Source organism: Clostridium sp. CM042 (assembly GCF_055080995.1).
Map to the genome: position 1 here is coordinate 1,055,571 of NZ_CM143646.1, position 14,531 is coordinate 1,070,101.

Genomic DNA, 14,531 nt, shown 5'->3' on the forward strand with positions numbered 1-14,531 from the left:
CAGATGGATTAATTATGTAATTTCTGCTATTGATTCCGCTAAAAACACTGAATTCATGACAAAATCTCCTTATTAAATTATTCGAATAATAGCATTGTATAACAATGCGTGAATAATAACAACTATGGAACCTATTTATGTATCCAAATTTTGAATAGTAATGAATAAGCTTCTCTTTGCAAGTTAGAATAACCCCTTTGCGCCCCGCTACTCCCTGATTACGATCATCCTTTCATAAAAATGCCTTTACTTTTTCTTTAATATTTGAATTTGTCCCAAAGATCTTTCCTTCCCATCATTCCCAACTCTAGTCATTATGTATATTTCATAAAAATCTCCACTTACTTCAATATTATTTTTATCTATATACTCAATAAGATTTTTATAATACTTGCTGGTATCATTATAATCATCATCAAAATTTAATGTTATATATTCCCCCTTTGGCAAAGTTATTAAATTATCATCATTTGTAACACACTCGAAAGCATTAATTAGCATATTATTATATATTAGTTCATCATATTTTTTTATATCTTCGTATGATACAGCAAAAGCAAGTTCTTTATTTAAACTACTATACTTCTGTTCCATAGATACTAATATTTCACTTAGATTTATTTCAAATTCTTCTGTATATCTCTTTGTATTATTATATTTAATAAATTTTCTTTCCTGGTTATATTTAATAAATACATCATTAATACCTTCTTCTAAAGAATTTTTTATACGTTTCTCAAGAAAACTAATATTATTTTTTACTGTGTTTAATTCTTTTATTTTGGTATCTATCATTTCCTTTTGCTTACTTATTATATTAAGTATGGAATCAAATGAAGTATAATTTTTTATTAATTCCTTTATTTCATCTAAAGATAACCCCATAGCCTTACATTGTTTTATTGAATTAAGTATTACAAAGTGTTTTGCGCAGTAATATCTGTATCTGCTCTTCTCGTCTATATATGAAGGCTTTAGTAGTCCAATTTTATCATAATATCGTAATGTCTGAACTGATATATTTTGTAACTTTGACATTTCTCCTATTGAAAAGTTTGTCCCCATATTCTCACCTCATTTGTATTTAATATTTTCAAATAATAATGCTATGCCTAAGATACTTTAGGCATAGCATTATTATACTACTATTTTTTATTTTTATAATGTATCTTCAAACTATTATTTTCTTTTAAATTCCAAATTCTATTCGGTTAAGACCGCTTGTGTAGAAGTTTTTATGTTTGCAATTAATTTTATAGTTATAAATGTTAAACTTTCGGATACCATTGCGCTTATCCATATTCCATTTATTCCAAACGCACTTCCAAATAAAGTTAAACATATTGGCAAGAAAATAACTGATCTACATACGCAACTTATATTTGCATACTTTGGTTTTTCTATAGCTTGATAATACACAAGAGTATTTAGATTTAATCCTACTACAAAATAGCCAAAACTTGCTATTCGAAGGGCCTTATATGCTAATTGTGCTATGTATGGATCTGTTGTAAATATCCCTATAATCTTCTGTCCAAAGATAAAACTTGTTATAACAAAAAAACCACTTATTAAAATTGATGCTACGCATGTTATTTTAAAGAATCCTATCAATTTCTCAGCATCTTTTCTTCCATAGCTATAACTTAAAAGTGGTTGTACTCCTAGTGTTATTCCATAAAGAACCATATATATATTTGTAGTTAAATAATTTATTATACTATATGCAGAAATTCCTACCTCCCCTACATATTTTGCTAAAGCTATATTATGCAATAACACAATTATTGAATAACTTGCTTGTGCAAAGAATGATGGGAAACCAATAAGTGAAAACTCTTTAATAATTTCCTTACTAATCTTCACATTTCCAAAAGTTAATAGACCTTCTCCTTTTAAGAAATGAGGTAATAACATACATACTGTGACTATTTGACCAAGTCCTGTAGCTATAGCCGCTCCTTTTATTCCAAGTCCAAATTGAAAAATAAATATATAATCCAATATTACATTAGTTATTGCACCACTTATTGTAGATACCATTGCAAGTTTTGGCCTTCCATCGTTTCTAACAAAACTACTAAGAACTATTCCTGTTAAATTAGGAATACAAAATATTGCAAAGAACCTTAAATAATCTACTGCCAAACCCTGTAGCCGATCTGTTGCTCCTAGTAACTTTACTATTGGTTCTGTAAATATAGCACCAATTACGCTTATCCCAATACTAATTATTAGTAGAAATTTAAATACTTGTCTAAATATATTCACTGCCTTTTCAGTATTATTTGCTCCAAAATTTTTAGAGACTAGAGCTCCTCCACCTATTGCAAACATAGAAGCTAATCCAAATAACATAACTGTAAATGGTAGCACTATGTTAACTGCTGCTAATGCTGAATCCCCAACACCTTGTCCTACGAACATTCCATCAACAACTGTATATAAAGATGAAATAAACATAGCAAGTGCTGATGGAATAGCATATTTCAAAAATTTCTTTGTCATATATATCCACCTTTTTTTATTATTTTCACACCTTCCTTATTGTAAACTGTATTGTTACTATAGAGTCAACTTCTTTCTATTAATAAACAAAAGTGTTATTAAAAAATAGAGCCCGCAGATAAATATTTATCCGCGTGCTCTATTTTTTTATTTTTATATAACACATTACAGAAATAATGTTACAAAGTCTAATTTAGTAATCGCATTGTCCATTTAGAAAAATGTATTTAAATAAATTTTTCAGCGCTCTTCCAATGTTTTGAAGCTAAATCATACTTTTTAAAATCGGGTATAGTTCCATCGGTTTCAACTAAAGCTTTTGCTACTTTTTTAAAATCCCTTCTTGTTTCACATTTAAAAGAATTTGATTTTTCTATTGATTCCATTACATCTGCAACTTTTTGCTGAAAGCTATTCATTCGTAAACCTCCTTCTATTTTGATGTGATAGATAATAACCTTGAATTTTATCTTACTTCAGCTTTATTTCCCTACTGGAGCGTCATTTAATAAACGCTAATGCCTTGATTGCGTAGAACTTTCACTTGATTTTATTTTTTCTTCTAAATCGACATCAGTAATGTCACTAGTCATATTAGATATATTATACATAATAGACATCTCAGTGTCTGAAACGCCACTACTTCCTTTATTAGCATCTAATTGGTTAATTGATTTTTTTGCTTTTCCTAACTTATTTTTATTCATTAGTATCTCCCTTCGAATATAGAAATCACACTGCATATATATTACACTATATAGTTTAACCATTTTGTTATAAAGTATAACTGGAAACTAATGAACTCTATTTTTAAAAGTTTACTAAGTATGAGTCAGATATAAATAAATATGGTGCAGCAATAAGTATAAATAGTTTTTTTACACATACTATATTTATAGTAAAATTGGCGGTGGAGGATATATGAAAATTTTATTTATGACAGTTACCCTAAGAGCATCATGGTCACATTCATTAAAAGAAAAGAGAATGGTTGTAAAAAGCATAGTTCAAAAACTAAAAAATAGGTTTAATATATCAGTAGCAGAAGTAGCTGAGCAGGATATTCATCAAACAATAGTTATCGGTATTGTAGGAATATGTGGAACTTCATCACAGCTAGATTCTACAATGGAGCATATTATAACTTTTATAGAATGTAATACTGATGCAGAATTAATTAATATTCAAAAAGAGGATATCCAAAGTATGTAGACTTTCTATTGATACTATAATTGGTCTTGTTACAAAAAAACATATAAAAAATAACTTTTTTATCGAGTGCATATAATAGCAAAAACACCTACATAAAATATTCAACAACTCTTCATATTGAATATGTTATGCAAGTGTTTTTTGTCTAATGGGTAAACATCTAGTAAATTTTTAGACCTTCTTCATCAATTTCTAAATTCACAGCTTCCCAATTTCCTGATAGGCCTTTCAAGAATTTTTTTAACTTTTCTTCAGTATTATTATCGTCCTTTTTAAGCATCACCATCATTGTTGGTCCAGCGCCACTAAGAAATACCCCTAGCGCTTCACTGTCTTGAACAAACCTATTAATCTCACTGTAATTTTTAATTAAACCCATTCTATATGGCTGATGAAGCTTATCTTTGCAAGCAAGCCTCACGCTTTTATAGTCACCATTAACAAGCGCTGCAATAAGCATCGAAACCCTACCTATATTATAGACCCCATCTTTAAGAAGTATTTTTTCTGGAAGCACTGCCCTTGAAGCCTCAGTTGATAGCTGAAATTTCGGAATTAGTGCACAAAATTTTATTCCTCCACTAATTGGAATTTTATTATAAGAAACAACTCCATCATTCAGAATTGAAACATTCATGCCTCCAACCAATGCAGGGGTAACATTATCCGAATGCCCTTCAATTTCACAGGCAAAATTTAAAATCTCTTGTTTTGTTAAAACATCTCCATATAGCCTATTGGCAGCTGTAATTCCTGCTAATATACATGTAGCACTACTTCCAAGGCCTCCACTAACAGGTATTTCTGTTTTAAATGTTAATCTAACACCTTTTGGATCTTTCTTAAGCTTTTTAAAAGTTTTTAACATTGAACTATATACCAAGTTATCATTATTTGCAAATTTTTCATCACAACCGAAAATCTCAAGTCCAGTTTCTATCTCTTCAACTATAAATCTATTATATAGTTTAAAAGCAACTCCAAGAGTATCTAGTCCAGGTCCCATATTTGCACTTGTAGCTGGTACTTTAATCTCAAACATAACTATTTACAACCGTTTCTTTACCTTTTGTACTAAAATAATTCATATAGTAGCCTCCTAATACAACAAAATTTATTAATTATATCATATATATTATACTGCCTAGCCTATAAATTCAAGCCCCAAATAGTCCATTCTAATATTAGTCATGAATTATTTACTGTGTCCGGTTCCCATAAACATAAATGAAAGCAAACAAAAACTCCTCTAAAAAATTTTCTTATATTTCTATATCCTTCCAACATACCTTAAAACTAGTTTTCCAAAGAATTACATTAACTATCAAAAGCACGACCGCATAAACACCAATAAATGTCACATTATTTCTAATAACTATATGGATTCCAGCAAATACTAGAAGCAGCATAATTGTAATTACTGATGGTAGTATAAGTTTACCGCTATCTGCTGTAGCAAACTTTACACTAAAGGGCATTTCCTTATTTGATGATTTAAAATACACCAATGATAATATTAAAAGAACTAAAAACATTACTATTAAGTCTAAAATTATAGACGGTCCTTTAAATATTGTGAACACTATAGATTCTAATATATAGAGTGGTAGTATTAGTTTGAATATAGTTCCTTTTACTGCCCCTTTTAATATTACTCCTGGATTTTCTATTGGCAATACCTTGTATATAAAGGCCCCCTTATAATTATCACTATTATTTATAAACGCTGTACAAAAGCATAATAGGAATATAGTTATATACATTAATAAATGAATTTTCCCACCATATCCTGTTTTAATATTAGCCATGAAGGATTTATCTTGTCCGCTACCCATAAACATAAATAGAACTGGCATAAATACTGCCATTGCAAGTGATGGATACACCTTAAGCTTCAAGTTTCTTTCTGTAGCTATCATATTTTGAGTAAATTTAAACATACTCTTTTCAATCTTGTCCTTGCAAACAAGTCCTGCTATAAATTCTTTTCTAGTTTCACTTTTGCGACTTACGGCTCCCCCTCTATCATTTAATTTTTGGAGGTTCTTTTCAAAATAAGGTACTACGCTTTTAATATAAAGCGTCATTAACATAATCGGACCTAATATTGCGAGTGTACATAAAAATATTAGAAAAGGTTGTTTATTCCCATCTATTAGTATACCAAATGGAGATGCAAGCCACATAGATGGAAGTAATGCATGCCACAACTTGGGTATATATTCACTGTTCATATTTGTAGCATCAAAGACTCTTGCAACTAGTTGATATCCAAAAGCAAATACAAATGCTAATAATATTTGAAAATAGTTTATTATATCCTTTAATTTTTCTCCATCAAAAAAATTCAAAACTAAAGTATATAATAAAGATGTTAAAGCTATAACTAAGAACACTACAAGTATATTGTCTATAAAAAATATCGCAGAAAATAAAGCTCCATATTTTACGCTGCCAATAACTAGTGGAATCAAATTTAATGACAGTGATAAACCTATTAAATATATACATATATGAGTAGTCTTTGCCGCATTAAATGTCTTACTATCGATTGGCTTAGGTAGTAATATATTTTTCTCTTTTACATCTAGTAATACTGCCGAAAAATCAGATATCATAAGTGATACCATCATAAATAAATTTATACCTATTACAATATTTGCAGCTTTCATAGATGACATATCACCCGTCATTATTAACCCAATAAAAATACTCATAAATGCATTGAACATCAATAAGGATAGATAGTTATTCTTGTCCTTGCTTTCATCTCTCTTTTTATTATTCCCCATAACAGTACTTACTCTACGACCATCCGTGGTTAGTTTTATCTGCAGAATCATTCTCATAGTCTTATAGTTAACGCCTAATTTTTCATATAATGATTGAAATTTATCCAATATCGCGAGTACGGTGAAATTCTTCATAATTACACCTCGCAAACCAAAGAAACAAATTCTTTAGCAACCTCTGCATGCTCATTAAAGCCTGTTAGCTGATTGAATATTTCTTCAAGTGTTCCTTCCTTCTTATTATTCTTAAGTTCTTCGAAACTTCCATCAGCAACTATCTGCCCCTCATTTAAAAGTAATATTCTGTCGCTTACCTTCTCTACAACATCCATTATATGTGAAGAATAAAATATGGTTTTTCCACTCTTTGCAAGAGTCTTCATAACCTCTTTAAACACCATTACACTATTAGCATCTAGTCCACCTAAAGGCTCGTCAAAAAATAATATATCAGGATTATGAATTAAACTACATATTATAATTAACTTTTGCTTCATGCCTTTTGAATATGAAGATATTCTAGAATCTATAGCTCCCTCAATCCCAAATAAGCCCATTAACTTCGTTGCTCTCTCAATGAGTTTTTTCTCTTCTAATCCATATATCCCACCTAAAAAGCTTATATACTCATAAGCAGTTAAGTTTTCATATATATCTGCAAGCTCTGGTACATACCCGATCTTCTTTTTATACTCTATGCTTCCATTACTTATATCTTGTCCTAATATTTCTACTTTTCCCGTGTATCCTTCTAATATCCCAAGCATTATTTTTATAGTTGTGCTTTTACCAGCACCATTAGTCCCTATATATCCTATTATCTGACCTCTAGGAATTTCTAAATTAATTCCATTAAGCACCTTTTTACTCCCATAGCTCATTTGTAAATCTTTAATTGATATTATACTGTCTAAATTTTCCATAGCACCATCCCCCTAAATGTATTTTTTATCTGTCTGTATAATTGATTATACTGCTTAATTTGGTAATTTCAACAAGTTTTTACTTATTGGTTGCATGTAAACCTTTTAATGACATTTCAGAAGGAAAGTCTCCCACTTCTATAAGTAAGAGTTCCACCTAAAAAAAATAGCACCAGCCTAAGCAGGTGCCAACACTTCATTCAGTTACTTTTTATTATTACCAATTAATATATTGCTTAACCTCTGCTTTCTCCCCCAAAGTCACGTCTTTCAAAACCCATTCCTTAAACACTGGATATCCTGTTCTATCAACAATATAACCTATGTGTTCTTTTCCTCCTGGAGCATTTCCATCCATATACTTATCGATATATGAATAAGTGTTTTTTATTATTTTAATTATACTTTCCTCGTCCACCCAAGTTATAAAATCCTGAGCAAGTCTAGGATTTTTCTTGCCAGTCCTACCCATTATCACAAGTTTATAATATTTCTCATAACTTCTGCTCCAACAACTAGTTGGGCATTTCCCTATGCATTCTCCACATCCAATACACTTGTCATGGTCGCGAACTACTTTAAAGTTCTCCATTTTAAGTGCACCAGCAACTCTTTTTTTACAGTTAGTTACGCAGGATTTGCAACTGATACATCTATAAGATTCATATTGGGGCTCTGTCATTCCTATGATCCCAAAATCTTGTATTCTAGCCTTTATACAATCATTAGGACAACCTGTTAAAGCTACCTTCACATGGTAATCATTAGGGAATATTTCTTTTTCAATTCTTTTTGCAAAGTCTGTAGTATTATAATTTGCAAAAGGACAGACATTTGCCCCTATACAAGCTGACACATTTCTAGTACCTGCGGCCAAGTATCCTGTATTTTCTGAAATCTGATTTATATCAAGCCCTTCTATGACTGATTGAATCATCTTATTAACTTCCGGTATTTTATCTATATCAATATTTGGTATTTCAAAACCCTGTCTTATAGTTATATGAATATTTCCATCTCCGTAAGTTTCTGCTACTCTTTGCAAAACTTCTAAATGTTTGGCTTCTATATGCCCACCAGGTACCCTTATTCTTATAGCTGTTTTACCTCTTTTTTTAGTTATTCTGTATGCATTTTTCTTGAGCAATTTGGTATTTATATCCATTACGTTTTCCCCCTTAATCTACTAGATGAACTGCATCCAAATAGTTAAAAACAGGTCCATCTAAACATATATACGTATCATCAATTTTGCAGTGCCCACATTTCCCAACTCCACAACACATCTTTCGCTCATAAGATACCCATATATTCTTTTCTTTTACTCCTTTTTTTATAAATCCAGCTACGGTAAACTTAAGCATCATCGGTGGTCCTACTACAATAACTTGTACTTCATCCATATTCACAACTTGAATATCTGCAATGTATTTTGTTATGAGTCCTACAGTTCCAGTGTAGCCGTCATCAGCACTGTCTACAGTTAATGTCACACTAATACTCTTTTCCCAAACTTTGAAATTTTCTTTAAATAAGATGTCACTAGGCGACTTAAAACCTGCCATTAAATTAAAGCTCTTGCATTCCTTTGGATTTTTCGCAAAATAATCTACTATCCCTTTTACTGGTGCCAGTCCAGTTCCCCCAGCGGCTACAATAACTTCTTTATTTTTATAAAGATTAACATCAAATCCATTTCCATAAGGCCCTCTTAAAAACAAGGTTCCTCCTACAAAAAAGCTATGGATTACATCTGTAACAGTGCCGACACGTCTTATTGTAAAATCTACATAACCCTCACCTATCTCACTAACTGATATAGGTGATTCTCCAAATTTCGGTATGGATACTTCAAAAAATTGACCCGGCTTTACAACACCTGCGAACTCCATTCTAAATGTATAATCCGTTTCTGTATGCTTACTTATATTAAGTATTTTAGATTTGAAAGGCATGTATATATTTTTCATTTATTCCACCTCATCCATTGCTTTATTTAATTTGTTTACACAATTTGAGAAAGATATATATTCAGGGCATATATCATCACATCTACCACAACCTATACACATATGATATCCGGCTCTCTTTTTAAAATCATATACCTTGTGCATAATTTTGAATCTCATTCTGTCTTTTTTATCCTGTCTAAAGCCATGTCCGCCTGCCATGTCGCTGTATCCGTCTACATGACAAGATGCCCAAACACGCCTTCTTTCTCCTACGTTTTTATTTTCTTTATAGAAAATGTCCTGCATAGTAAAACAAGAACAAGTACCACAGACAAAATTACACCTACCACAAGCAATGCATCTTGAAGAATATTCATCCCACATTTTTGATTTAAAAATTCTTTGATCTAAGTTTTCAGGTATAGTAACCTTTACTTCATTAGTCAAAACAAATTCAGGCTCTACCACGAGGTTACTAGGTTTATCTATGTTAAAGTAATTCATTAGTTCTTCGGATTTACAATTCACAAAGACCTCATCATCTTGAATTTTAGTGTACATATCATACTCTTCTGTCTTATTTGATCCCATACTAGCGCAAAAACAATTTTCGAAACTTTCACTACAACCCATAAGTACAAATTTAATTTTATCTCTTAAAACCTTATAATAATAATCCTCATTTCCATTTCTTAGGTAAACTTCATCTAATCTCTTTATAGCATGAATATCACAGCTTCTTAAGAATATTAATGTTTTCTTCTCATCGCATTTTGGCTCTACGCAATCATTTTCAGTAAAGTAAAATAATGTTTGAGTAATTGGCAATATTATTTCTTTAGGAGAAAAACTAGATTTTAAATCAAACTCTACTTCCCTTATACTCTTTATTTCCTTATACCTATTAGTATCTGTGTCCGCAAAAGTTCCTTTTCCCTTGATCATTACTGGTGCATACACCTTATATTCACGTCGCAATGTTTCAAGATACTCATCAAACTTCTCTATTGTAAGCTTAAATCCCATAAATGCACACCTTCCATTATAATAAATTTTACTTAACCTCTAAATATTGTTAATTAATTAACTTTATTAGTCAGTTCCTATAAAAATTAAATTTATAACTAACTATGCATATTGTATTTTAAACGACAAAAAAAGTATGTGATTTTCATCACACACCTTTAAAGTATCGGCTTAACTTTTCTCTATTAACTATGAATTTTCTATATTTTATTTTAACCATATCCATGTTTTCAAGCTCTTTTACTGCCCTTGAAATAGTTTCGCGAGAGCTACCTAACATATCTGCTAAATAAGTTATGTTTATTTTAATATCTATTAGGACGCCCTCTTCTGTTTCTACACCATAATCTTTAGACAGCTTCCAAAGCTTGGCGGCTACCCTTTTGTCCATTTTAGTAGGAACTGTGTTCTTAATTTGTCTATACACTCTTCTTATTTTTTTACTCATAGAGTATAATATAATTTCTGTAAGCTTAAAATCCTGTTTCATAATATTTAATAGGTCTACTTTTGATATACTTATAATTTCACTATCTTCAAACCCTTCACAATTAATAGACGTCGTAAAATTGTCAAAATTCACCTCGTTTATAATCTCACCTTTGTTTAGGATATAAATAACTCTCTTTTGACCCTTTTCCGATATTCTGTACATAGTTACCCTTCCCTCTAGCACTATATAAATATTATTTGTAATTTCTCTTTCAGCAAACAACATTTGTGATTTTTTAAGATTTTTTATTATAACACTCTCTCTTATCAAATCCAAAGTTTTATCATCAACACATTTAAATAAAGGAAGGTCTTTTAATTGCCTAAGCGTTATTTGTGGCATCTTAACTTCTCCTTATGCTTTCATTTTAGAATCTCATTATTATAAAAATACTAATATTCTTATTATATAGCAATGCCTCTAAAATTAAACAAAAAAAGAAGTCATACATTACTTACCTTTATTAATCCTAGCTTTAATAATATATATTTTTATTGTTTTATTTCTCTTTTGATACGTACCAATATGCTGCTCCAATAAATACAGCTCCACCTACAAAGTTACCTAAGGTAACCCAAATTAAGTTGTGCGTTAATCCTCCTATAGAAATCGCTGCGGTATGAGGAATCATTAGTGCCGTTGTAAGCAAAGTCATATTCGCAACACTATGTTCGAACCCTGTAGTTATAAATGCAAATAGACACCAAAAAATCATTATAAGTTTAGCCGTTTCTTCCTTTAATTTAATAGCACACCATACTGCTAAACAGACTAACATATTACAAAGTAACCCTTTTAAAAATAATTCTATGCTTGGCGTTGCCATTTTCCCTTGTGATGTTTTTAAAATAAATGTTGCTGTGCTTCCCTTTGCAAGCCCCGAACCTACAAATATTGCTGCTAGCACTGCTGACCCTACAAAGTTTCCTATAAAACTGTATATCCAAATATTTATTGAATCAATTAAAGGAACTTTCTTTTCTAGAGACCCTATGGTCATAATCATGTTATTTCCTGTAAAAAGTTCGGAGCCCGCCATTATTACAAGACTTAAGGCAATCCCAAAGGAAGCTCCCATAATAGTTTTTGTTGCCGGTGACTCAGCTGCTGCAAATGATCCTCCAATAGTAAATATCAATAAAATTCCAAATCCCACATAAGCACCCGCTAGTGCCGCTGCAGTGAGGTACCTCATTTTACTTTTCTTTAAAAGTTCAGATTTTTTTACCGCTGATGCAGAAACTTTGTTAATTTCTTCACTAAACAATATATACTACCTCCTTCTATAAATCATACCCACATTTTATCATTACAACAAAAGAAAGTATGTGACTAATATCACATATTTTTCATCGGATGGATGCACTGTGTGTGATGATATTTTACCCATGATTGAAGATTTACTTAAAAAACATTCTAAAGTTGTAAGTGGCCATGTAAAAGTTCAAGACCTGCCATCCGTAGCTAGTATTTTTGGTATATTTAATTTTGAAAGGAGCAAATGTACTCCTACATTTGCTCCTTTATACGTATATTAATTAATTTTAAATTTATTTATTTCAGTCCCTAATTGCTCTGCTACTATATGAAGCTCACTTGAATGTTTTGTGAACTCTTCCATAGTAGCCGTTATTTCTTCCGTTGAAGCGGTAACCTCTTCTGAAGAGGATGCTGTTTCTTCTGATATAGATGATATATTTTCAATTTCTGATACTGTGGATCGTTTTTTCTCATTTATATCAACAATAGATATTTTTACTTCATCAACTTTAGTAATCATTATTTCAATTGATTTTAAGATTTCACTAAATATCTCCTTAGTTTGACCTACCGCCAAGTCCTGCTGATTTACTACGATTTCAGTAGTTGCAATAGCCTTTACTGCTGTATCTGATTTTTTTTGTATACTTGCTATAATTACCTTTATTTCTTCTGTTGAAGTTTTTGACTGGTCAGCAAGTTTTCTTATCTCCTCTGCCACTACAGCAAATCCTTTACCTGCTTCACCTGCGCGGGCAGATTCTATACTTGCATTTAATGATAAAAGATTAGTTTGTTCTGTTATATTGGCTATTTTTTCTGATATTGCATTTATTTGCTTAGTACTTTCATTCATATCTTTAACTATGTTGTTAACTTCTGTAGTGGATGTCTTAGTTTTATTAGATTTTTCAATTAAGGTATTTATCATAGATAGTCCTTTTGAGCCTAAATCTTTAGTATCACTTGAAATTTTATCCATTTCATTAGAATTAACACTAATTTTATCTAATCTGTTTGATAAGTCATCCATTTGAGAAGCACCCTTTTGAGCATTTTGAGATTGCTCAGTTGCTCCAATGGAGACTTGTTCTATTGCACTTGCCACTTCATTTATAGAAGCTGTTACCTCTTCTGACATACTCGCAAGACTTGTTGATGTTCCGAGTACAGTATTAGAGGACCTCATAACACTATTCATAAGTTCTGCTATGTTTTTTATCATTGAGTTAAATGATATAGCTAATTCATTAAATTCATCCTTTGTTGAAGCAGTCATAGCCACCGTCAGGTCTCCATTTGAAGCCTTAGCAAATACTTGTTTTAATTTTTTGATATTGTAATCTATTCCCTTACTTAATAATAATGACAGAACTATTGAAATTAATACCATTACTAATATTATTGAGAAAGTTATTTGTAATATAGAATTTGTATCGCTGGTCAGTTCACTTTCATTTAATGCAGCCACTAATTTCCAACCTGTTAATTCATTTGTTTGATAAACTCCAAATCTTTTATTACCATTATAATCGTACTCAACAAATCCATTTTTCTCTGATTTTGCTTTATCCCAAAAGGATAGCTTAGATGCCGCATCTGTACCGATAAGATCTTTTTGAGGATGAGCTAAAACATTGCCTGTTACATCAGAAATAAACACATATCCTGTATTCCCTACCTTCTTTGTAGATATTCGCGTCGCAAGTGCAGCTAGTGTACAATCCATTCCCACAACACCAACTACATTTCCGTTTTTTTCTACTGTTTGTGCAAGTGTAACAACATTATTTCCAGTTCCAGCATCTTTATAATGAGGAGTTATTATAACTTCACCTTTATGTTCTAAAGCTTGTTTATACCACGGCGTTGTAGTTGGGTCATATCCCTTAGGCATTTCATCATTAGGATATGTAACGAATTTTTTAGATGCAGTCCCATAAGACATACATAGTATATCTTTGTTAATTTCGTTTTCTACTTTTAATATATCCATTACAATTCCAGGTTTATTAGATGTATCAAGGTTTACAATATCAGGGTCCTTTGCGGCAATAGACACTATATCTGATAATCCCTCAAAGTAATCTGATAAACCGTTGTTTATTTCCACAAGTGTTTGTGTACTTGTAAGAGTTAACTTATCACTAAGGATTGACTTTGATTTATTATATGAGCCCACTCCCATTATAATTAATGGAATCACACAAATTGCTACCATTCCAGCAACTAATTTATTACGAATACTGTTAAATTTAAAATTTTTGAATTTCATTTTTTCTCCCCCTTTTACTTTATTAGTGTACTTACTATTAAGACTTAAAATATCATATTTAGCACAATCAGTTGATATTAATTTAATTAA

At 30.9% G+C, this 14,531-nt stretch carries 15 protein-coding genes; 2 read left to right on the forward strand and 13 right to left on the reverse strand.

All coding sequences use genetic code 11. The annotated features are described in order from the left end of the window. Positions 1 to 246: 246 nt before the first annotated feature. The 4 genes from ACWJJ7_RS04965 to ACWJJ7_RS04980 form a co-directional block, all read right to left on the reverse strand. Positions 247 to 1,065, reverse strand: a complete 819-nt coding sequence (locus ACWJJ7_RS04965) for a MerR family transcriptional regulator (protein ID WP_462964207.1) — start codon at positions 1,063 to 1,065, stop codon at positions 247 to 249. A gap of 138 nt (positions 1,066 to 1,203) precedes the next feature. Continuing rightward, positions 1,204 to 2,508 (reverse strand): MATE family efflux transporter, encoded by a 1,305-nt coding sequence (locus ACWJJ7_RS04970; RefSeq protein WP_462964208.1) that lies wholly within the window; start codon positions 2,506 to 2,508, stop codon positions 1,204 to 1,206. Between the two features lie 227 nt (positions 2,509 to 2,735). Then, positions 2,736 to 2,927, reverse strand: a complete 192-nt coding sequence (locus ACWJJ7_RS04975) for a hypothetical protein (RefSeq protein WP_462964209.1) — start codon at positions 2,925 to 2,927, stop codon at positions 2,736 to 2,738. A gap of 96 nt (positions 2,928 to 3,023) precedes the next feature. Further along, the gene (locus tag ACWJJ7_RS04980) at positions 3,024 to 3,278 is read right to left on the reverse strand and encodes a hypothetical protein (protein ID WP_462964210.1); all 255 of its coding nucleotides are present in this window, start codon (positions 3,276 to 3,278) and stop codon (positions 3,024 to 3,026) included. Between the two features lie 151 nt (positions 3,279 to 3,429). Between ACWJJ7_RS04980 and ACWJJ7_RS04985 the strand changes: the two genes are divergently transcribed. Then, positions 3,430 to 3,720, forward strand: a complete 291-nt coding sequence (locus ACWJJ7_RS04985) for a DUF503 domain-containing protein (protein WP_462964211.1) — start codon at positions 3,430 to 3,432, stop codon at positions 3,718 to 3,720. 160 nt (positions 3,721 to 3,880) lie between these two features. Here ACWJJ7_RS04985 and thrB read toward each other — a convergent pair whose 3' ends face one another. The 8 genes from thrB to ACWJJ7_RS05025 all read right to left on the reverse strand — a co-directional run bounded on the left by thrB (position 3,881) and on the right by ACWJJ7_RS05025 (position 12,173). Then, the gene (thrB, locus tag ACWJJ7_RS04990) at positions 3,881 to 4,762 is read right to left on the reverse strand and encodes a homoserine kinase (RefSeq protein ID WP_462964212.1); all 882 of its coding nucleotides are present in this window, start codon (positions 4,760 to 4,762) and stop codon (positions 3,881 to 3,883) included. 220 nt (positions 4,763 to 4,982) lie between these two features. After that, positions 4,983 to 6,647 carry a hypothetical protein gene (locus ACWJJ7_RS04995; protein WP_462964213.1) on the reverse strand — a complete coding sequence of 555 codons (1,665 nt, stop codon included), beginning with the start codon at positions 6,645 to 6,647 and terminating at the stop codon, positions 4,983 to 4,985. 2 nt (positions 6,648 to 6,649) lie between these two features. Next, positions 6,650 to 7,435, reverse strand: coding sequence for an ABC transporter ATP-binding protein (locus ACWJJ7_RS05000; RefSeq protein WP_462964214.1), 786 nt, complete (start codon positions 7,433 to 7,435; stop codon positions 6,650 to 6,652). Between the two features lie 217 nt (positions 7,436 to 7,652). Beyond that, a complete protein-coding gene (asrC, locus tag ACWJJ7_RS05005; protein WP_462964215.1) occupies positions 7,653 to 8,600 on the reverse strand; it encodes a sulfite reductase subunit C in 948 nt (315 codons plus the stop codon). 13 nt (positions 8,601 to 8,613) lie between these two features. After that, positions 8,614 to 9,405, reverse strand: a complete 792-nt coding sequence (gene asrB, locus ACWJJ7_RS05010; RefSeq protein ID WP_462964216.1) for an anaerobic sulfite reductase subunit AsrB — start codon at positions 9,403 to 9,405, stop codon at positions 8,614 to 8,616. Continuing rightward, a complete protein-coding gene (gene asrA, locus ACWJJ7_RS05015; protein WP_462964217.1) occupies positions 9,406 to 10,413 on the reverse strand; it encodes an anaerobic sulfite reductase subunit AsrA in 1,008 nt (335 codons plus the stop codon). 148 nt (positions 10,414 to 10,561) lie between these two features. Further along, on the reverse strand, positions 10,562 to 11,248 hold the full coding sequence (locus tag ACWJJ7_RS05020; RefSeq protein WP_462964218.1) for a Crp/Fnr family transcriptional regulator: 687 nt from the start codon (positions 11,246 to 11,248) through the stop codon (positions 10,562 to 10,564). 157 nt (positions 11,249 to 11,405) lie between these two features. Continuing rightward, positions 11,406 to 12,173, reverse strand: coding sequence for a formate/nitrite transporter family protein (locus tag ACWJJ7_RS05025; RefSeq protein WP_462964219.1), 768 nt, complete (start codon positions 12,171 to 12,173; stop codon positions 11,406 to 11,408). Positions 12,174 to 12,273: 100 nt separating this feature from the next. Between ACWJJ7_RS05025 and ACWJJ7_RS05030 the strand changes: the two genes are divergently transcribed. Then, positions 12,274 to 12,444: a thioredoxin domain-containing protein gene (locus ACWJJ7_RS05030; RefSeq protein WP_462964220.1), complete on the forward strand. Its 171-nt coding sequence runs from the start codon at positions 12,274 to 12,276 to the stop codon at positions 12,442 to 12,444. On the opposite strand, the gene ACWJJ7_RS05035 is transcribed toward ACWJJ7_RS05030, so the two are convergent. Beyond that, complete coding sequence (locus tag ACWJJ7_RS05035; protein WP_462964943.1) at positions 12,441 to 14,441, reverse strand: methyl-accepting chemotaxis protein; 2,001 nt, start codon at positions 14,439 to 14,441, stop codon at positions 12,441 to 12,443. The two genes, ACWJJ7_RS05030 and ACWJJ7_RS05035, sit on opposite strands and share 4 nt — an antisense overlap. Positions 14,442 to 14,531: the final 90 nt, after the last annotated feature.